This is a genomic window from Paracoccus aerius (assembly GCF_014656455.1).
Lineage (GTDB): Bacteria > Pseudomonadota > Alphaproteobacteria > Rhodobacterales > Rhodobacteraceae > Paracoccus > Paracoccus aerius.
On record NZ_BNCL01000014.1, the window covers coordinates 41,176 to 60,599 of the forward strand.

The window sequence follows — 19,424 nt, forward strand, 5'->3', positions numbered from 1 at the left end:
CGTTGCCTCAATACCCCAAGGCGCAACCGTCTTTGCGCTGGTCCGAGCCGCCCGTAAGCAGCCCCGACGACAGGTCGCGACGGATGGCTTGGGCACCACCGATGCCGACTGGCACGCGGGCAACCTGGTGACCACGCGCTGCCAGATCCCGCGCAGCGGCCTCGGGGACGCCATCCTCGATCTGCAGCACCCCAAGCGCGATGTCGGCAAAGCTGCGCGGCGTATCGATGGCCTGTTGCACATCCATGCCGTAGTCGACGATGTTGCTGACCACATGCCCGTGCCCTGCCGCTTGATAGGCGCCTCCCATTACGCCGAAGGGCATGGTGTATTGCCCCGGCAGTTCCAGGAAGCCAGGGATCAGGGTGTGCAGGGGACGCTTGCCACCGCGCAATTCGTTCAGATGGCCCGGCAGCAGCGAGAAGCCGGCACCCCGGTTCTGAAGGCTGATGCCGAAGCGCCGCGACGCCAAGCCTGATCCGAAGGGATAAAAGATCGAGTAAATCAACGAGACCGCCAGCCCTTTTTCGTCACTGACGCAGATATAGACGGTATCGCGGTGCAGTGCTTCGATCCTTGCCTCGATCCAAGTGCAGGCGTGTTTCATGTCGATCTCGTCGGCCAGACGATCGACGCTGGCGTCCGACAACATCGTGTTCAGGTCGATCTCGTCGCCATCGGGATCGCCGACAAAGCGGTTGCGCGCGGCATAGGCAAGGCGCGTCGCTTCGGCATGCAGGTGGATCCGGTCGGGGCCGACCGGGTCCAGCCTGGCCAGATCGAAGCGCGACAGGATCTTGGTCAGCAGCAGGGCAGTGGCGCCCTGCCCATTGGGCGGCAGTTCGATCAGATCATGGTCTCGATAACGGGTGCGCAGCGGATCGATGAATGTGGCCTCCGTCCGTGCAAAATCCTCCATTGTATGCAGGCCACCCGCCTTGCGCAGGGTGTCGACGATGTCCTGGGCGATGGCGCCCTGGTAGAAGGCATCCGCCCCCTCCGCCGCGATAAGGCGCAGCGCCTCCGCCTGCCCGGCAGAGGAAAAGACGTCCCCAGGACGATAATTCTGGCCGCCCCTTAGGAAATGGCGACGTCCTTCGCCCCAAAGGCGATGGCCGAAGCGCCCCCAGTCAAGGGCAGAGCGATGGCAGACCGGAACGCCGTTTTCGGCCGCTGCGATCGCCGGCGCCAGAACCGTTGCCAGATCGCGCGTGCCGAAGTGCCGCAGCAGCCGCTCGAAGGCGTCGACCGCGCCAGGAACCGCCACCGAATGGGCAGACTCCAGCGGAACGGCTTCATATCCTTGACCACGCAGCATCTCGGCATGTAGTGCAGCCGGCGCACGGCCTGATCCGTTCAGCCCGTGAATGCGACCGCTGCCCGGCTCGCGCACCATTGCGAACACGTCGCCGCCAAGGCCGGTCATCGCCGGCTCACAAAAGCCCAGCACCACCGCCCCGGCGACCGCAGCATCGACGGCATTGCCACCCTCGCGGATGATCGTCAACGCCGCCTGCGCCGCCAGCGGATGAGAGGTTGCGCACATGGCGTTCATGGCAAAAGCAGCCGAACGGCCGGTGCCCTGGTAGAAGCCCATCAAAACTCTCGCTTCATTATTGCCGGATTACCAAACCCGTTCTGGTGATTTCGTGGGAGGCAAGGCTAGGGCCAAAGCGTCATCTGGCTGTCCAGCCTGTCATTGCCTGGTTTTACAACGTCCTTCATGGGGCAGGCATCCATCGCCCTGGATGTCGCGATTGCTGCAGCCGGCCGTCCATGAGCCTGATCGAAATTTGGGTAAGGCCCGCATCTACCCCGTCTGATCGATGCGAGAGGCATCCAGGGGATAGGTAGACAGCCGGGCGGTACGGCTCGCAATGATCCCATCGAGCCAACCCACTGCCATATCTGGAACCGAAGCCAGCAGCTTGTCGGTATAAGGCTCATGCGGTAGTGAAAAGACCACCTCTTTCGCACCCCGATCGACAATCCGGCCATGCTGCATCACTACGACCTGATCGGCAATTGCACGCACGACTTCGATGTCATGCGTGATGAAAAGATATGAAACACCGAGCCGTTTCTGGAGGCTGATCAGCATTCGCAGCACCTCGGCCTGAACCACCTTGTCAAGAGCCGAGGTAATCTCGTCACAGACGATCAGCTCCGGCTCCGCCGCCAAGGCGCGGGCAATGGCAACCCGCTGCTTCTGGCCACCCGACAGCTGACCCGGCATGCGGTCGGCATGGGCCTCGTTCAACTCCACCATCTTCAGCAGCTCGATCAGCCGTTTCTCGCGGGCAGACCCACGAAGGCCGTGATAAAGACTTAGCGGGCGTCCGACGATCTTGCGCACGGTCTGACGCGGGTTCAGTGCAGTATCGGCGGACTGGTAGATGATTTGGATGCGGCGCAGCAGGTCGACCTTGCGATGGCGCAGCTTCTCGGGCAGCGGCGTGCCATCAAAGACAACCTTGCCCTTCGAGGGTTCTTTCAGCCCGGTAATCACCCTGCCCAGAGTAGATTTTCCTGAACCTGATTCCCCGACAAGTGCCACAGTCTCGCCGCGACCTACCGCGAGATTGATATCCTTCAGCACATCGAAATTGCCGTAACGGGCGGAAAGCCCTTCGATCGACAACAACGGCCTGACGCCTGTCTCATACCTGCCAGAGGCACTGACCGGCATCTCATGCACTGCCCAAAGGCTTTGCGTATAGGCATGCTGCGGGCTGTCCATGATCGCGGCGATGGACGCTTCTTCGACCACTTCCCCATAACGCAGTACGGCAACACGATGCGCAATTTGCGCCACTACTGCAAGATCATGGGTAATGTAGATGGCGGCTACGCCAAATTCCTCGATGACCTTGCGGATCGAAATCAGGACCTCAACCTGGGTGGTGACATCTAGAGCAGTTGTTGGCTCATCGAACACGATCAGCGCCGGATTGCAGATCATCGCCATCGCGACCATTGCGCGTTGCAATTGTCCACCCGAGACCTGATGCGGATAGCGTGCGCCAAAGTTCTGTGGGTCTGGTAATTGTAGGGCAGTGAAAAGGTCTATGGCGCGCCTTTCTGCCGCCTCACGGGAGAGGCCACCGCGATCCACTGCTACCATGGTGATCTGGTCCATCAGCCGGTGAGCCGGATTGAAGGCCGCCTGTGCGCTCTGAGCGACATAGGCGACCTGCGTGCCGCGCATCTTTCGGCGTTCCTCCTCCGGGATGGACAACAACTCAGTTCCAATAAGGCGAACCGAACCGCCATTCGTCCGGGCGCCGGGACGGAGATAACCAAGTGCCGCAAGGCCGACTGTTGATTTTCCCGCACCAGATTCGCCAACCAGCCCCAACACCTCACCTCGGCGGATGCTGAGGCTGATACCCCGCACAATCTGGGTCCAGCCTTCGTTAGATTTTGCCTCGATCTTGAGGTCGGTAATTTCTACCACCGGAATGGAGGCGTTCTGGATGCGGGTCACGGGTGTCAGCCCTCCTCATTCAGGCCGCTCACGCGATTCAGCAGCCAATCAACGACAAAATTCACCGCGATCGCGAGGAAGGCGATAGCTACAGCGGGGATCAACGGCGTGATATCTCCCATATTGATCAGTGCCGCATTGTCTCGAACCATCGACCCCCATTCCGCCATTGGCGGTTGGATGCCGACACCCAGGAACGAAAGCGCTGCGATTGAGAGAAAGATGAAACAAAATCGCATGCCCAACTCGGATAAGAGCAGGGGCAGGATATTCGGAAAGACCTCGTTCACCGAAATCCAGAGCAGATTTTCCCCGCGCCCCTTTGCAGCCTCGACAAAATCGAGGCTGGTGACGTTCAGGGCTGCAGCGCGCGAAATGCGAAAGAAGCGCGTCGAGGTCAGAACCGCGATGATCATGATCAGATTGGGAATGGACGAGCCGAAGATCGACAGGATCATCAAGATGAAGATGAGGTCGGGAACCGACATAAGCGCATCGACAAAGCGGGAAATGATCTGATCGATGATGCCGCCGACCAGTGCGGAGAAGACCCCCAGCAGACAGCCGATCCCAAAAGACAAGATAGTTGTCACCAACGCGATCGAAATCGAGTTGCGTGCGCCGAAAATCAGCCGTGACAGAAAATCCCTGCCCAGTTGGTCGGTGCCAAGAAGGTGCTGGGAGCTCCAGGCATCGAAGGGAATGCGGGAGACCACCTCGGCTTCGCCATAGGGTGCGATCCAGGGAGCGAAGATCGCGACGAAGGCATAAAGCGCCACGAACACCATGCCTAGTCTTGCCGTGAAAGGGGCTGAGCAAATCAGCCGATAAGTGCGCGCCAATGGGCCGGAGGGCGCAGGACGGGTGTCGATGCTTTGTTCCATGGGTTCCGTCTCAGCGTGGGTGCAGAAGGCGCGGGTTGCTGATGATCGAGATAACGTCCGCAATCAGATTGAAACCGATATAGGCGGCGGCGAAGATCAGTGCGCAGGCTTGGATTACGGGCACGTCGCGGTTTCTGACGGCGTCGATCATTGCTTGCCCCACTCCGGGATAAACAAAGACCACTTCGATCACCACGACCCCGGAGATCAGATAGGCGAGGTTCAGAGCCACGACGCTGGCAATTGGGCCAATAGCATTCGGTAGTGCCTGCCGCATCACCACACGGCCTTCGGATTCACCCTGCAGTCGCGCCATTTCGACGTAAGGGCTGGACATGACCGACAGGATTGCGGCGCGGGTATTCCTGACCATATGTGCGAGGATCACGAGAAGCAGGGTCAGGATTGGCAGCACCATGCGATAGAGTTGTTCGCCCAGATCCATGCTGCTCCGGATCCCTGCCATTGAGGGGAACCACTGAAGCTTTACTGCAAAGACCATCATCACGATATAGGCGACGAGAAACTCTGGCAGTGAGATGGAGGCCAGCGTTGAAGTCGACAGAAACTTGTCGATAAAACGGCCGCGGAACCGCGCGCAGACAATGCCAAGCACGATGGCCAATGGTACAGCGATCAGCGCCGTGATCGATGCGAGCGTGATCGTGTTCAAAAGCCGCGGCCCCAGAACCGTCATCACTGGCCGACCCGCAAAGGATGTTCCGAGGTCGCCGGTTGCAGCCGCCCCGAGCCATGCGAAGTAGCGCCAGATTGCCGGCTGGTTCAGCCCAAGCTTTTCCTCCATCGCGGCGACTGCCTCTGGCGTCGCATTCTGCCCAAGAATGGCCGAAGCATAGCTTCCTGGCAGCAGGCTTACAGAAAAGAAGATCACCAGAGAGACGATAAGAAGGCTGAGAAGCCCCAAACCGACCCGACTGACCGCCATGGACAATATCGGATGGGAGATTTTGTTCATACTCGACTGTTTCCGGTAAGGTATAGCTCAGTGGGCACCAGCTGAGAGACCGTCGGTGCGCCGCGCCTCATATATCGTTTCGCCACCAGCGCTCGGCGCAACGGTGATTGTCGGCGGGCATGATGCCCCCAGTCTCACCATGGCCGATGGCTCTGGTCATTGCTATCCGCCAAGACATGAAGGCAATTGTAATCACACCACCATCATCATGAAGGATTTGCTGCATCTCCGCATATTGTGCTGCCCGCTGAGCCTTGTCGGCTTCCACGCGCGCAAGAGCGTACAACTCATCGAAGCGCGCATTGCGAAAGCCCGAGTTGTTCCAAGGTGCATCTGAGGTGTAAGACGTCGAAAACATCCAGTCGAGCGTTACCCGCCCATACCAGTCTGTGGCGTTGAACGGCTTTACGAGCCAGACATTGTCCCAATATCCGTCGTCGGCTTCCTGGATGACATTGACTGTAATGCCAGCCTTTGCGGCATGCTCCCGGAACAGGACCGCCGCCTCGATTGCGCCAGGGAAAGCGGAGTCTGCAACGGAGAGATCGACCACCAGCCCTTCAATACCGGCCTCTGCCAGAAGCGCACGAGCGGCCTCCGGATCATACCGATGCTCCGGAGGCGTTTCTGTCCAGAAAGGCATGATTCTTGCCACCGGGTTGTCATTTCCGATCTCGGCCTCGCCAAGGAAGACTTTGGTGATGATGTCCTCGCGGTCGATGGCCAGCTTCAGCGCTTTGCGCACTGCTGGATTATCAAAGGGGGCAGTCTGGCAATTCATGTCGAAGGTCAAGTGCCGCAGACTGGGCGTACGATGGACGACCAGATCGGGATCGCGCTCAATCATGCTCACATTGCGGATATCGACGTCCTCGATCACATCGACTTCGCCAGTCAGCAGCGCATTCAGCCGAGCACTGCGGTCAGGGATCGAGATGAACTCGACTTCATCAAAGTGGGGCAGGCCAGGTTTGTGATAATCTGGATTGCGAAGAAGACGGACCGCAATACCAGGTTCAAAATTCTCCAATCGAAAAGCGCCGGTACCGATACCGCTTTCCCAATCGATACCGCCGCCTTCTTTGGCTGGAAAAACTGAGAGATGGTAATCTGACAGAAGGTATGGAAAATCGGCGTTTCCTTGCGAAAGGGTAACGATCAGCTTGTCGTCGCCGTCTGTGACAATATCGCTGATCTGCCTGACGATTGACAACGCGCCCGAGGTGCTGTTCTCGCCCATATGATGCAAAAGGGATTGGCGGGCATCTTCTGGCGTAAAAGGCCGACCATCATGAAATTTTACGCCTTTGCGCAGCATAAAGGTCCAGCGCGTCGCGCCCTCATCTGCTTTCCAGCTTTCTGCCAGATCGCCAACGAGTGTCCCATCCGGCAACAGCTCAACCAAGTTGTTGAAGAGCGCTCCGTTGAAAGCCGCACCGCACATCACCGTCGCCCAACTGCCTGGCTCCAATGTATCCTGCTGCGAACCGTCATTCATACCGTAGCGCAGCCGCCCTCCTCGTTTTGGGCCGTCTGCTGCCCTGATTGATGTGGGCAAGAAAATAGCACTTGCAAAAAGCGCTGCACCCCCGAGCAAAGCCCTCCGCGTTGGCGTGAAGCCACTCTTACGTTTTGTCTGCTCGAGTATTGGATATCCTAGATAGCGCATACCGTCTCCTCCCCCTAGATGGACAGTGGTTCAAGATGCTCAGTATGATCGTGCCCGGAAGTCGTGTTCTGGAAGGAGGGAGTAGGTTGCACGCCCTCCTTGTGCCGACCAAGCAATCCACATCAATCCTTGATCCACCAACGTTCGCACATGCGCATGTTGTCGAGCGGCATCAGTCCGCCCACCTCGCCAAAGCCCACCCGGTTAGCAACCGCATTGCGCCAGTCGACAAAGGCTACTGTGATGATGTTGCCATCGTCGCGCAGGATCTCCTGCATCTCGACATAGTAGGCAGTCCGCTTGGCTTCGTCGGTCTCGGCACGGGCAAGTTGGTGCAACTCATCGAAACGCGCATTTGACCAGCCAGAATTCCAAGGCGCGCCTGTCGTGTAGCTGGTCGAGAACAGCCAGTCGACCGTGGCACGACCGAAATAGTCGACAGCGCAGAAGGGCTTCTTGAGCCAGACATTTTCCCAGTACCCGTCCGCGGCCTCACGAACGATGTTGATGTTTATGCCCGCTCTTGCAGCATGTTCCTGATAGAGGGTCGCGGCATCGATCGCGCCGAAGAAAGCATTTTCGGCGACAGAAAGATCGACGTTGACCGAGTTCAGCCCTGCCTTCGCCAGATGCTCTTTAGCCTTATCGATGCTATGCTCCCGCGCCGGCATCTCGTGATAAAACTTCTGGATCGGGGCGACGGGATTGTCATTGCCCTGAGTTCCTTCGCCCAGGAAGACCTTGTCGATCACATCGCTCCGGTCCAACGCATATTTCAGCGCAAGACGCACATCGGGATTGTCGAATGGGGCAACGCGGGTATCCATATCAAACGTGAAGTGACGCAGGCTTGGGATGCGCTGCACCGCGAAATCGGCACTGCGCTCGACCATGGGGACGTTGCGGATGTCAAGATCCTGGATGAAGTCAACCTCGCCTGTCAGCAGAGCATTCAGGCGCGCGGACGAGTCGACGATGTTGATGAACTCCACCTCGTCAAGATAGGGCTTGTTGTTCTTGTGGTAGTTCGGGTTTCGCGTCAGGCGCGTGGCGATGCCGGGCTCGAAGCTCTCCAGTGTGAAGGAGCCAGTTCCGCTGGCGGACTCCATGTCGATACCGCCACCCTGAAGTGCTGGGTAGATGGACAGGTGATAATCCGACAGAAGGTAGGGCAGATCAGCATTCCCCTCCGTCAAAGTGATCACAACGGTATCGGCGCTTGGGGCATCGATTTTTTCAATTTGCTGGACGATAGCGCGGGCGCCCGAAGTGGAATCCGGCTTCATGTGATGTTCAAGGGATTGGCGAACATCCTCTGCATCGAGGTCCTTGCCATTGTGGAAGGTTACACCCGGGCGCAGCTTGAAATGCCAGACTTTAGCGCCAGGTTCGACCTCCCAGCTTTCGGCAAGATCGCCAGCGACCGAGCCATCGGGCATGATCTCAACAAGGTTGTTATAGACGCCCCCGTTGAAAGAGGCTCCGGTCCAACTGGTCGACCAGGTGCCCGGGTCGAGACTGTCGTTTTGCGAGGCGTTGTGAAGCCCGAGCCGAAGGAGCCCGCCCGACTTCGGCTCAAGAGCCTGGCCAGGAGCGGCGCCGGGGATGCCTGCGACTGCGCCTGCTGCGAGAAGCGCGGAACTGCGCGCAAGAAACTCGCGACGCGACAATTGTCCACGCCGTAGACGCGTAACCAGATCGTCTATCTGGCGGTGGTGTAATTTACTCATGTGAGACCCTGTCAGATTCGATTGTTGTCGGTACTTTGGCAGGTTCCTCGCTGTCTGGCGCAGCTTACGGACCCCGTTTAGGCGGCATGGATTTGACAATACCCCGAAACGAAAACCTGTCAACAAACTGATTGACCAATCAATCGGACAGTGGTCTTGATGCCCTATGAATCTCGAAGCATGCAGGGGCCTCGAAACATGAGCGATACCTGCCTTTGCTATCTCAGCGCCGCTGAACTTGTCCGGCTATACCGCAGCCGGAAAATATCGCCTGTTGAAGTAGTTACCGACTGCTTATCGCGGATTTCAGCCGGTGCGAACAGCCTGAATGCAGTCTGTTTCACATATGCCGACGAAGCACTGGAAGCTTCACGCGCCTCAGAGGCGAGATACATGTCGCCCGCACAGAATTTGGGCATCCTTGATGGCGTTCCCACAGCGCTCAAGGACGAGAATATGATGATGGGAAAGGTCACCACTTATGGCTCGCTGCTTTATGCCAACCATGTTGCGTCCAAGAACGCTCCAGTAGTGCAGCGACTGATGGATTCAGGAGCGATCATTCACGCAAAGACGACTACGCCAGAGTTTTCCTGCGCGCCTTTCTGCCACTCCAGGCAGTGGGGCGTGACGCGCAATCCCTGGAACCGGGACTACACGCCAGGGGGCTCTTCGGGAGGCGCGGGAGCCGCGCTCGCCGCCGGGCTAGCGCATCTTGCCACGGGATCTGATATCGGCGGCTCAATCCGGATCCCGGCATCCGCATCAGGTGTGGTTGGTTTCAAGCCACCTTACGGTCGCGTACCTTCGACGCCGCCGTTCAACCTTGACCATTATAACCATCCCGGCCCGATGGCACGAACGGTCGAAGACTGTCTCTTAATGCAGAATGTCTTGGCAGGACCGCATCCGGAGGATATCGCTTCGCTGAAGCCGAAACTGGAGTTGCGTGTTGACCGTACCGGCATCAAGAGCTGGAGAATCGCCTGCTCGCTGGATTTCGGGTTCATGGAGGTGGATCCTGCAGTACAGGCGAATACGTTGGCAGCGCTCGAAGTCTTCCGCTCGCTTGGAGCCGAAGTAACCGAAGTGGCACTCCCCTGGTCCTGGGAGGTCTATGATGCCGCCGCGACTCACCATAAGACCTTGTTCGGTGCTTGGCTCGCCGAGTATCTTGACGATCGCGAAAGCCAGATGACCTCCTATGCCGCGCACTTTGCCCGTGCATCTTTGGGCGTTACGACCCGCGATTATCTTGCCAGCCTCAATGTCGAAGGCCGGATTTGGTCGCATTTTGGCCCAATGATGGAAGGGTTCGACCTTTTCATTTGCCCCACCCTTGCCATCCCGGCTGTCCCGGCGGAGTTCGACATGCGGGACCCGTTGCAGATCAATGGTCGCGACATTGACCCCTATCTTGGCTGGACGATGGCCTGGCCCTTCAACATGCTTAGCCGATGCCCGGTGCTGTCGGTACCTTCGGGCCACGCGCCAAATGGAGTTCCCACCGGCATCCAACTCGTTGGCCGCAGCTTCGAGGACCAGTCGGTGTTCACCGCAGGTCTTGCCTATGAGGCGGCTGTTGGCGGTTGGTATGGCCGCCCTGAAACCCGTCCTTCCCTCTCGTTCTGAGGCCCTGCTGATGAAAACGATCTTCTCTGCCGAACACGTGCTGCAAGATGTCAAAAGCGAGTTCTATGGCGGCAAATGGGTTGATGCATTTGAAATACCTCGCCGCGCCGAATTGGTTCTGGCTGAGGTAAAGCGTGCAGGTCTTGGCCCAGTGATTGCTCAGGACAGCTTTGGCCTTGCTCCTGTTCTGGCCGTGCACGATGCTGCTTTTGTCCACTTTCTCGAGGGTGCATGGGAGGCCTGGAAGGCTGAGGCGGGCACGATCCCCGCCTATCCGAATATCTGGCCACCACGCAGGTCGCGCATGATCCCTACTGTACGGCCCGGTGCGGAACTTGGTCGTTATGTCGTGGATATGAGCAGTCCAATCCTCGAGGGCACCTGGAACGCCGTCCGCGCTGCAGTCGATTGTGCGCTGACCGGGGCGAAGCTAATTAATCAGGGAGAAACTGCGGCATTTGCGCTCTGCCGTCCGCCGGGCCATCACGCCGGACGGGACTATTTCGGCGGTTACTGTTTCCTCAACAACGCGGCCATTGCCGCGCAGTATTTCCGCGATCAAGGCGCATCGCGCGTTGCCGTGTTGGATATTGACTACCACCACGGCAATGGCACGCAGGATATCTTTTACGACCGGGGCGATGTTCTGACGGTGTCCATCCACGGTGATCCGGTGCAGGAGTATCCCTACTACATCGGCTTTGCGGATGAGATCGGCGAAGGTGCCGGGCAGAGGACCAACCTCAATCTGCCACTACCGTGGGGATCGGATTACTCTGTCTGGAACGCGGCACTGGATCAGGCGCTAGAGCGGATCCGCGCTTTCGCGCCCGATCGGCTGGTCGTCTCTCTGGGCGTCGATACGTTCAAGGATGATCCGATCTCGCATTTTCGGTTGAAGGAGCAGGACTATGCACAAATTGGCGCGCGGATCGCAACGGTCGGGGTGCCGGTGCTGTTCGTGATGGAAGGTGGCTATGCAATCGAGGCAATCGGAGTCAACGCGGTCAATGTACTGAGAGGTTTTGAAGCCGCGCCGACCCAAATAGCCTGGACCCCTTAGGACCAAGCTTTGTCAGAGTTTCTCAATGCGTCAGAAATCATCGGGAAAGAGTAGGCGCATATAGGCTAAACAAGCGTCGCGGCCGCGCTCTCGTCCGGCATCAACTGTGACTGGCAAAAGAAGGTTTTCGATCCAAAGACCGGAAATCATCGCATTAAGCGTGACTGCAATTTGTTCCGCCTGCACATCTTTCCCCCGCAATGCTGCAAGTTCGGCCACATCCGCCGTTAGTGCCGCGTTGTAGTGCACCCGGAGCGCGGCGCAACGTTTGCGAAAGCTCGGCACCCTCGAAGCCTCAGCCCAGAAGGCCAGCCAGAGCGCAATGGAATCCTGACCTGCTGCCTTGCGGCTGAAGTCGGTATCGATCATATGGCGGATCCGTTCAGCCGGACCGCGGTCTGACACGTTCAGCCGAGTCAGAAAAGCTTCATACTCGGCCGCAGAATAATCAAGCGCGGCGAAGATGATGCCTTCTTTCGATTGGAAGTGAAACGCCACCACGCCGTAGGAACATTCAGCCTCTGCAGCGATGGAATTCATGGTAACCCCGGTAAGCCCACGTTTCGAGATCACCTTAACCGCAGCTTTCAGCAGCGAACGGCGCCGGTCGACCACCTGATCTTCGCGGGACTTCGGAAGAGGGGCGGCGTTACTGCGCGGTGATCTTGGTTTCCGATCGGTCATTTAAACTCTGGTCACTTCACGGCAGGACAAGACAACCGGCATAAGGCGCGGAAGGGTAAAGTCAAGTTTCACCGGTTCCTAAACCGAGAAGCCGGGCGGCATTATCATGCAGCCAGAGACGACGTGTTGCCGCATCAAGGCCCAGGCTGTCGAGTTCATCCAGCGCAGTGTCCACCGGCATCATTGGAAAGGCCGATCCGAAGATGATTTTTTCCTTCAGAATAGTGCGGCCATACTGCAGCAGCGGCTCATAGCCGGAATGTGCCTTTGCAAGCAGCTTGGGCCGGACTGCCAGTACCCCCACATAAAGGTTTGGATGCCGCCAAGCGACGCCGATTAGTTCTTGCACCCAAGGCCAGCCAGGGGGCGAAGCGACGGCGCGGAGCTCTGGGTAGCGGACCATGACATTGTCCAGGTATTCAGGCCGCCCGATTGCCATCGGCGTATGGGTCGAAAAATTGATGCCACAGTGGATATTGACTGGCACGCCCAGCTCAAGGGCTTTTTCATAAAGCGGGAATAGACGCTCATCGTCAGGACGCAGTTTCAGCTCGAAACATTGCAGGTTGAGACCTCGAAGACCCAGATTGCGCACTGCATGATCGAACTGGTGGACTGCATCCTCCTGCCAGGGATCGACACCTGCAAAACCAATAAAGCGCGAACCATGAACACGGATGAAGTCCGCCACAGCTTCGTTGGGGACCTTGAAGCCGAACGTCGTGGTCATATCGCGTGCCTTCAGCACGACATGGCGTGCACCCAGACGGTCATAGGTTTGAAGCCAGTTCTGCAGCCCCTGTGCTGCGTCAGATGCCGCCGTCCGGCTTTCACTTGCCCTGTAGACGCGACGGTAATTCTGCAGATGCGGCGCAGTTGGTGAGAAATCCGCATGCGGCGGACGGCTGGAGAAATCGATCAGCATCGGTTCAGTTCCATCTCCGTCGGTCTTCAAGGATGACTTTCGCGGCATTGTGACCCGGAACGCCGGTCACACCACCACCCGGGTGCACCGACGCAGAGGCTTGGTAGAGTCCTTGGATCGGGCTGCGGTAATCGGCAAATTGCGGTGAGTGGCGGCGAAAGAACATCTGATCGGCACTGATCTCGCCATGATGGACATGACCGTTCGGCAGATCAAAGATGCGCTCCAGATCAAGCGGGGTCAGCACCTGGCGGTGCAGGATCATGTCTTCGATATTTGGAAATTGAGTCTTGAGAACCCGCAGGACCCGCTCCCACAGTTCTTCTCGGCGGGAGTCCCAATTGCCTTTGGCGAGGGTATAGGGCGCATGGCCGCCAAAGACATTCATGATGTGATGGCCTGCAGGCGCCAGCGTCGGATCGACCATCGATGGCACCTTCACGATCAGGAACGGTTCGTCCGCCATTTCGCCGCCCTGAGCCTGATGCCAGGCGCGCTCCATATAGGCAACAGTAGGCGCGATGGTCATCTGCGGCACAATACTGCCTTCAGGGTTGGTCTGACCGAAAACCGGCGCACTAGGTAGCGAGGAAAGCGCGAGATTGACCCGGAACACCGTGCTTTCACAGCGAATATTTCGGACGTCGCGGTTGAACTCTTCGGGGAGCATGGTGGTGTCGAGCAACTTCGTGAAGATCGTCCGCGCGGTCGCATTGCCGATTACGATCTTCGAGCGGATTTCTTCGCCACCCTCCAACCGTACGCCCGCGGCGCGGCCATTTTCAACGAGGATCTTCTCTACGGGGCAGGAGGTGCGCACTTCCATTCCATGCGCCTCTCCCGAGCGACGGATCGCCTCGGAAATCGAACCCATGCCGCCTTTCATGAAGCCGGCAGGCCCGGCCGCAGTTGATCCGTCGCGCACGATGCCGCGTGCCAACATATAGGCGGAACCCGGCGTTTTCAGGCTTGAATTGGCGCCGCCGCCGCCCGCGAAGAAACCCAGCACCAGTTTGATATCGTCAGACGAGAACCAGCGTGAGAGATAATCGTAAGCGCTCATCGTCAGAAGATTGTAGATGTCGTAGAACTGCGGTCCAATCTTGCGGAAGCGCCAGACAAACCCAGCAAGCCTTTTAAGATCACTGATCTTGCTGCTGGCCGGGTTGACGGGTATCTCCCATAGAAGCTGCTTCATATGGGGCGCGATCTTCAGCATATGCGCCCGATACTTCGCGTAGGCCTCGCCGTCGATGTTCGAGAACTTGGCGATCTCTGCGGCGAAACGGTCGGGGTCTTCCCACATGGTGAAAGTACGACCGCCTTCCAGCGCGAAGACTGTCGGCGCGGCTGGGATCACCTCAAAGCCATATTTCTGCAGTTCGAGATCGAGGATAACCTTGGGCTGCAACAGGCCTTGGTAGTAGGAAGCCAGCGAACTGCGATAGCCTGGCGCGATCTCGCCAGTGACGGCGGCACCGCCGATGATGTCGCGGCGTTCAACAACCAAGACTCTCACCCCGGCGCGCGCAAGATACGCGCCACAGGTCAGGCCGTTATGCCCGCCGCCGACAATGATGGCATCATAGCCGGGCCTCATGCCTTGGCTCCCTGGCCGGCGACGCAGATCCATTCGCCCGTGTTGCGGTCGAATGAACCGGCACGCAGGTCACCGACACCCGCAGTGATCTGTGGCTTGGCGATCTTCAGCGAGGCAGTGCGTGGGAAATCATCCACGAAGGCATAGAAGCGCGGCACCTTGAAGGGCGCGAGCCCGCTCTGGGCGGTGGCGATAATACCAAAAAGGATCGCAGAGCTGGCCTCAACCTGCTCTCTTAGCCGAATAAAGGCCTTGACCTCTTCGCCGCGCAGAGGGTCGGGCACCCCAACCACCGCGACTTCGGCCACCCCCGGGGCAGCGGCAAGAACCGTTTCTACTTCACGCGCAGCGATATTCTCAGCCGAGCGGCGGATCATGTCCTTCTTGCGCCCGACAATGTAATAGAACCCGTCTTCATCTTGACGAAAGAGGTCGCCAGACGAGAACCAGCCGTCTTTCAGCACTTCGGCGGTGGCTTCTGGATTGTTATAATAGCCGAGCATGATGCCCGGGCCACGGATCTGCAGTTCACCGATCTCACCCCGGGCAACCGGCTTTCCGTCCTCGCCCACGATCCGGCATTCGCGGAACGGGCAGGGCAATCCGCAGGAGCCGGTGCCGACCTTATCGGCGCGCTCGATCGGCGCGAACATGGCCGGGCCAACCTCGGTCATGCCGAAGGCCTCACGAGCATTCAGATCAAAGCGCTCTTCGATACCCTTGTGCAGATCACGGGGACAACCATAGATATTGGCGCGGATCACCTTGTTGTCGGCATCATGCGCCTGTGGAGCCATACCATGCAGCACCCAAGGCAGCAGGCAAAACTCAATGTCATGCGCCTGCAGCCATGAGCTGAAGCGGCTTGTCGATTGTTTTGCTGCCACGAAAAGCGTGCCGCGCTGATACATGGTCATCAGCAGAAGCCATTGCGGATCCATATAGAAGAATGGCGTCGATGCCAGGATTCGCCGATAAATTCTTCCGTCGCGAAACGCGTTAACCTTTCCCGCTGAAATCCAGTAGCGCTGGCTAAGCATGCAGCCCTTGGGAAAGCCACTGGTCCCGGAGGTGAACTGGATATTGAGTAGCTCATCATGCCCGACCGGCGATGGTGGCGTAAAGCTGTCGCGCGGCTCGGAGGCAAGTGCTCTCCACTCGTGGGTATCGCCATTTGACTCCCCAACCACGATCAGCCGGTTTGCTGGCAGGCTGACCAGCCTTTCTGCATGGGCCTGATCCAGCACTGCGCGAGTGGTCTCATGCGTCACCACCCATTCGGCGTTCGCGATGTTCAACACATGGGCGATCTCGCGCGGTGTATAGCCGGGGTTGATCGGCAGCATCACGGCCCCGATCCGCCCCAGAGCCAACCAGGTCAACGGGAAGGCCGGGATGTTAGGTAGCATCACGCCGACATGCGTGCCCTTGGTGATGCCAAGCGCCACCAGCTTTGTCGCAAGCCCGTTCACTACACGGCGCATCTGCGTATAGGTAATGGTCTCGCCGGACTCAAAGAAATTCCACAACAGCTGATCTCCCGCTGCATCCGCAGCCTCGTCAATCAGCGCCCCGATGTTCTCCGGCAGTGGTTCTTCCTCAATCCGGCGGCGGCGTTCCTCGTAAGGAACAACAGGGTACGTGAGGATGTCGTCCTTCCACATCGGCGAGCTCCAGTCTGCGGAATGTCTCTGAGCGAAAAAAGCGCATCGCCCGAAGAGGGTAGGCGATGCGTCGGCGCCGGTCAGTGAGCGAACCAGACCGCTTTCAGGTCGGTGTACTTGTCTATGGCATGGAGCGACTTGTCACGGCCGAAGCCCGACTGTTTGAACCCGCCAAAAGGCACGGCGAGTGAACCACGATCGAAGCAATTGACCCAGACCACACCAGCGCGCATCGCCTTGGCGGCACGATGAGCGTTCTTCACCGAGCCGGTCCAGACCGCACCTGCCAGCCCATAGACCGTGTCATTCGCCACCGTCATTGCCTCGTCGAAGTCTTTGACAGTGATGGCGGACAGAACCGGACCAAAGATCTCTTCCTGGGCAATCTTCATGTCGTTACGCACGCCCTCGAAGATTGTCGGCTCGATATAGAACCCTCCAGTGTCTGCCTTTACACGGGTGCCGCCGATCAGCGTATTGGCGCCATCCGCGCGGCCTGCATCGATATAACCGAGGACGCGATCCATCTGCTCTTCGCTGACCATCGAACCCATGCGCGTGGTTGTGCTGAGCGGGTCACCGGGAGCAAAGGCCTTCGCCTGCGCTGCGATCTTATCCAGCAACTCGTCGCGCACGCGTTCATCCACAATGAGACGCGAGCCCGCATTACAAACCTGCCCGGTATTGGCGAAGATCCCAGCCGCGATCCCGGCCGCTGCCGCGTCAAGATCATCACAGTCCGCCAAAACCACCTGGGGCGACTTGCCTCCGAGTTCGAGCCCGATACGTTTGATATTCGATTGCCCCGAGTACTGCATGAAGTACTTGCCGACCTCGGTCGAGCCGGTAAAGCCGACACAATCGACATCCATGTGCATGCCAAGCGCCTTTCCGGCGATGTGGCCAAGTCCAGGAACGACGTTCAGTACGCCAGCCGGAATACCAGCCTCGATCGCGAGCTCGCCGAATTTCAGCGCGGTGAACGGAGATTGCTCGGCAGGCTTCAAGATGACCGAGTTGCCGGTCGCAAGGGCAGGCCCAAGCTTCCAGGCCGCCATCGACATCGGGTAGTTCCAAGGCACCACGGCTGCAACGACGCCCAGAGGCTCTCGCACCACAAGGGTGGTCATGTCATGGGCAGTGGCAGCGACCTCACCATAGACCTTGTCGATCGCTTCGGCGTACCAGGCAATGCAGGCGGCTGCGCTGACCACATCCCCGTTATAGGCATTGGCGATGGGCTTGCCGACATTGAGCGTTTCCAGCAGGGCCAACTCTTCGCGGTTTGCTAGGATAAGTTCGGAAAAGCGCAACAGGATGCGGCGGCGATCTGCAGGTGCCATTCGTGACCAGACCCCCGAGTCAAAGGCCTTGCGCGCCGAACGAACTGCCGCATCGACGTCAGCATCGCTGCAAGATGCCACTTGGGTCAGCAGCCTCCCGTCACCGGGATAGATGCAAGGAAATGTCTCGTTGGAAAGGCTATCAACGTACGCCCCCTCGATGAATGGGCGGTTCGGAAGGGCTACGGCTTTGGCGCGAGCGTGCCAGTCGATTTCTTGCAGCATATAAGTCCTGTCAGATTGGAGGTTTTGTTCAGACCGCTTCAAACGGCGGCCGGTTCTTTTGCTTTCAGTCCGTAGGCTGCGCCGGTTTCTGAAATTGCTTGGCGCATGATGGCCACCATGTCGTCAATCTGGGCGCGGTTGATGATGAGCGGTGGTGAGATCACGCAAAGATCACCAAGCGGGCGGACAATCAGGCCAAGTTCAAAGCAGCGTTCATCGATCTTGAGCGTGAAAGCTTTGTCTTCCGGATTTCCATCCGCTCTTGTCGGGTCCAGGAGACATTGCACGCATCCCACAAGCCCTACCGAACGGGTTTCGGCAACGCCCGGCAGGTCCCTGAGCGAAGCGAGTGCAGTGGCGAAATAGTCCGCCATGTCGCGCACCTGCTCAAGAATGCCCTCGCGCTCTATCACATCGATATTGGCAAGCGCTGCTGCACAGGCCACGGGCTGGTTGCTGTAGGTGTAACCATTGGTGAACCAACTGCCCTTGGCCTTGTCGCCCGAGATCCGCGCAAGCACCTTTTCGGATATTGCCAGCCCACCAAGAGGCACATAGCCCGAGGTCACGCCCTTTGCGAAGGTGATGATGTCGGGAACGACGCCGAATACCTTTTCGGACGCGAACCATTCGCCACAACGCCCGAAACCTGTAACTACCTCATCCGAAATATAAAGAATGTCGTGCTTCTCACAGACCGCCTTGAAGCGTGCGTGATAACCCTTCGGCGGAATTATAACGCCACCCGAGGCAAGGATCGGCTCAGCAAGGAAAGCCGCGATCGTATCGGCTCCAAGCTCTTCAATCCGGTCCTCAAATTCCTTCACCAGATCATCCAGGAAGTCTTCCTGACTGCGGTTACCGGCATGGCGGGGGTTTGGGCTCGAAAGGAATGAAATCCGGTCCTGCTGAATGTCGAAGTTTGGCCAGTTTCCGGTTCTGCCGGTACACGCGGCCGTCAGGGCCGTTGAGCCGTGATAGCCATCATAGCGCACGATAATGCGTTTCTTGTCCGGTCGGCCCAGCACGTTGTTGTAGAACTCAGAAAAGCGCAGGGCGCTGTCCACGGCGGTTGAGCCGCCTGTCGTGAAGAAGATCCGGTTCAGATCGCCTGGCGTCAGCGAGGCGATCTTTTCTGCCAGTCGCGCGGCAGGACTCGTGGCCATGTACCAGGGTGAGGCATACGGCAGCATCATTGCCTGGTGCGCCATCGCATCGACGATTTCGCGGCGACCATAGCCAACTTGGGCGCACCACATACCCGCAGGCCCGTCAATCAGGCGACGCCCGTCTTCGGCGTAGACATAAATGCCCTCGGCATGAGTCAGCACCGGCTGAGAGGCCTTGCCGAGTTTCGCCATCTCCTGTGCGGGAAGGAGAACATGGTCGCGCATCGCTGCCCCGACTACCCCTAACGCCTTATCTGCCATTGCTGACCTCCCATACATTCCGCATGCCCGGTGCCCCAGGCTGCCTCAGTCGCAAGTAGTGCAGAAGTGAAATCGACAAGTCAAGAATTCTGATTGCCTAATCAATCAGAAT

General features: G+C 58.4%; 14 protein-coding genes. 2 read left to right on the forward strand and 12 right to left on the reverse strand.

Annotated elements, in window-relative coordinates; all coding sequences use genetic code 11:
* Window positions 1-7: 7 nt before the first annotated feature.
* From IE224_RS15110 to IE224_RS15135, 6 genes are all read right to left on the reverse strand, one after another.
* The gene (locus IE224_RS15110) at window positions 8-1,597 is read right to left on the reverse strand and encodes a gamma-glutamyltransferase family protein (protein ID WP_191311545.1); all 1,590 of its coding nucleotides are present in this window, start codon (window positions 1,595-1,597) and stop codon (window positions 8-10) included.
* A 213-nt stretch (window positions 1,598-1,810) separates the two neighbouring features.
* Entirely contained in the window at window positions 1,811-3,487 is a 1,677-nt protein-coding gene (locus IE224_RS15115; protein ID WP_373305569.1) for an ABC transporter ATP-binding protein, read from the reverse strand.
* A 5-nt stretch (window positions 3,488-3,492) separates the two neighbouring features.
* A complete protein-coding gene (locus IE224_RS15120; protein ID WP_191311547.1) occupies window positions 3,493-4,371 on the reverse strand; it encodes an ABC transporter permease in 879 nt (292 codons plus the stop codon).
* Between the two features lie 10 nt (window positions 4,372-4,381).
* Window positions 4,382-5,347 carry an ABC transporter permease gene (locus IE224_RS15125; protein WP_191311549.1) on the reverse strand — a complete coding sequence of 322 codons (966 nt, stop codon included), beginning with the start codon at window positions 5,345-5,347 and terminating at the stop codon, window positions 4,382-4,384.
* Between the two features lie 67 nt (window positions 5,348-5,414).
* Complete coding sequence (locus tag IE224_RS15130) at window positions 5,415-7,016, reverse strand: ABC transporter substrate-binding protein (RefSeq protein ID WP_191311551.1); 1,602 nt, start codon at window positions 7,014-7,016, stop codon at window positions 5,415-5,417.
* A gap of 122 nt (window positions 7,017-7,138) precedes the next feature.
* Window positions 7,139-8,746: an ABC transporter substrate-binding protein gene (locus IE224_RS15135; protein WP_191311552.1), complete on the reverse strand. Its 1,608-nt coding sequence runs from the start codon at window positions 8,744-8,746 to the stop codon at window positions 7,139-7,141.
* Window positions 8,747-8,944: 198 nt separating this feature from the next.
* Between IE224_RS15135 and IE224_RS15140 the strand changes: the two genes are divergently transcribed.
* Complete coding sequence (locus tag IE224_RS15140) at window positions 8,945-10,378, forward strand: amidase (RefSeq protein ID WP_191311554.1); 1,434 nt, start codon at window positions 8,945-8,947, stop codon at window positions 10,376-10,378.
* A 10-nt stretch (window positions 10,379-10,388) separates the two neighbouring features.
* Window positions 10,389-11,441, forward strand: coding sequence for a histone deacetylase family protein (locus IE224_RS15145; RefSeq protein WP_191311556.1), 1,053 nt, complete (start codon window positions 10,389-10,391; stop codon window positions 11,439-11,441).
* Window positions 11,442-11,471: 30 nt separating this feature from the next.
* Here IE224_RS15145 and IE224_RS15150 read toward each other — a convergent pair whose 3' ends face one another.
* The 6 genes from IE224_RS15150 to IE224_RS15175 form a co-directional block, all read right to left on the reverse strand.
* Window positions 11,472-12,125, reverse strand: a complete 654-nt coding sequence (locus IE224_RS15150) for a TetR family transcriptional regulator C-terminal domain-containing protein (RefSeq protein WP_191311558.1) — start codon at window positions 12,123-12,125, stop codon at window positions 11,472-11,474.
* 61 nt (window positions 12,126-12,186) lie between these two features.
* Window positions 12,187-13,050 (reverse strand): amidohydrolase family protein, encoded by an 864-nt coding sequence (locus IE224_RS15155; protein ID WP_191311560.1) that lies wholly within the window; start codon window positions 13,048-13,050, stop codon window positions 12,187-12,189.
* Window positions 13,051-13,054: 4 nt separating this feature from the next.
* Complete coding sequence (locus IE224_RS15160) at window positions 13,055-14,650, reverse strand: phytoene desaturase family protein (RefSeq protein ID WP_191311561.1); 1,596 nt, start codon at window positions 14,648-14,650, stop codon at window positions 13,055-13,057.
* Window positions 14,647-16,314 carry a class I adenylate-forming enzyme family protein gene (locus IE224_RS15165; RefSeq protein WP_191311563.1) on the reverse strand — a complete coding sequence of 556 codons (1,668 nt, stop codon included), beginning with the start codon at window positions 16,312-16,314 and terminating at the stop codon, window positions 14,647-14,649. Before IE224_RS15165 ends, IE224_RS15160 begins: the two co-directional genes overlap by 4 nt.
* Window positions 16,315-16,394: 80 nt before the next feature.
* Complete coding sequence (locus IE224_RS15170; RefSeq protein ID WP_191311565.1) at window positions 16,395-17,882, reverse strand: aldehyde dehydrogenase; 1,488 nt, start codon at window positions 17,880-17,882, stop codon at window positions 16,395-16,397.
* A gap of 38 nt (window positions 17,883-17,920) precedes the next feature.
* Complete coding sequence (locus tag IE224_RS15175) at window positions 17,921-19,312, reverse strand: aminotransferase (protein WP_191311567.1); 1,392 nt, start codon at window positions 19,310-19,312, stop codon at window positions 17,921-17,923.
* Window positions 19,313-19,424: the final 112 nt, after the last annotated feature.

What these genes read in the sequence shown, in the direction of transcription:
- IE224_RS15110 (WP_191311545.1), bottom strand. Translation starts at nt 1,597, where the DNA reads ATGGGCTTCTACCAGGGCACCGGCCGTTCGGCTGCTTTTGCCATGAAC.
- IE224_RS15175 (WP_191311567.1), bottom strand. Translation starts at nt 19,312, where the DNA reads ATGGCAGATAAGGCGTTAGGGGTAGTCGGGGCAGCGATGCGCGACCAT.
- IE224_RS15125 (WP_191311549.1), bottom strand. Translation starts at nt 5,347, where the DNA reads ATGAACAAAATCTCCCATCCGATATTGTCCATGGCGGTCAGTCGGGTC.
- IE224_RS15165 (WP_191311563.1), bottom strand. Translation starts at nt 16,314, where the DNA reads ATGTGGAAGGACGACATCCTCACGTACCCTGTTGTTCCTTACGAGGAA.
- IE224_RS15135 (WP_191311552.1), bottom strand. Translation starts at nt 8,746, where the DNA reads ATGAGTAAATTACACCACCGCCAGATAGACGATCTGGTTACGCGTCTA.
- IE224_RS15150 (WP_191311558.1), bottom strand. Translation starts at nt 12,125, where the DNA reads ATGACCGATCGGAAACCAAGATCACCGCGCAGTAACGCCGCCCCTCTT.
- IE224_RS15130 (WP_191311551.1), bottom strand. Translation starts at nt 7,016, where the DNA reads ATGCGCTATCTAGGATATCCAATACTCGAGCAGACAAAACGTAAGAGT.
- IE224_RS15170 (WP_191311565.1), bottom strand. Translation starts at nt 17,882, where the DNA reads ATGCTGCAAGAAATCGACTGGCACGCTCGCGCCAAAGCCGTAGCCCTT.
- IE224_RS15155 (WP_191311560.1), bottom strand. Translation starts at nt 13,050, where the DNA reads ATGCTGATCGATTTCTCCAGCCGTCCGCCGCATGCGGATTTCTCACCA.
- IE224_RS15160 (WP_191311561.1), bottom strand. Translation starts at nt 14,650, where the DNA reads ATGAGGCCCGGCTATGATGCCATCATTGTCGGCGGCGGGCATAACGGC.
- IE224_RS15140 (WP_191311554.1), top strand. Translation starts at nt 8,945, where the DNA reads ATGAGCGATACCTGCCTTTGCTATCTCAGCGCCGCTGAACTTGTCCGG.
- IE224_RS15120 (WP_191311547.1), bottom strand. Translation starts at nt 4,371, where the DNA reads ATGGAACAAAGCATCGACACCCGTCCTGCGCCCTCCGGCCCATTGGCG.
- IE224_RS15145 (WP_191311556.1), top strand. Translation starts at nt 10,389, where the DNA reads ATGAAAACGATCTTCTCTGCCGAACACGTGCTGCAAGATGTCAAAAGC.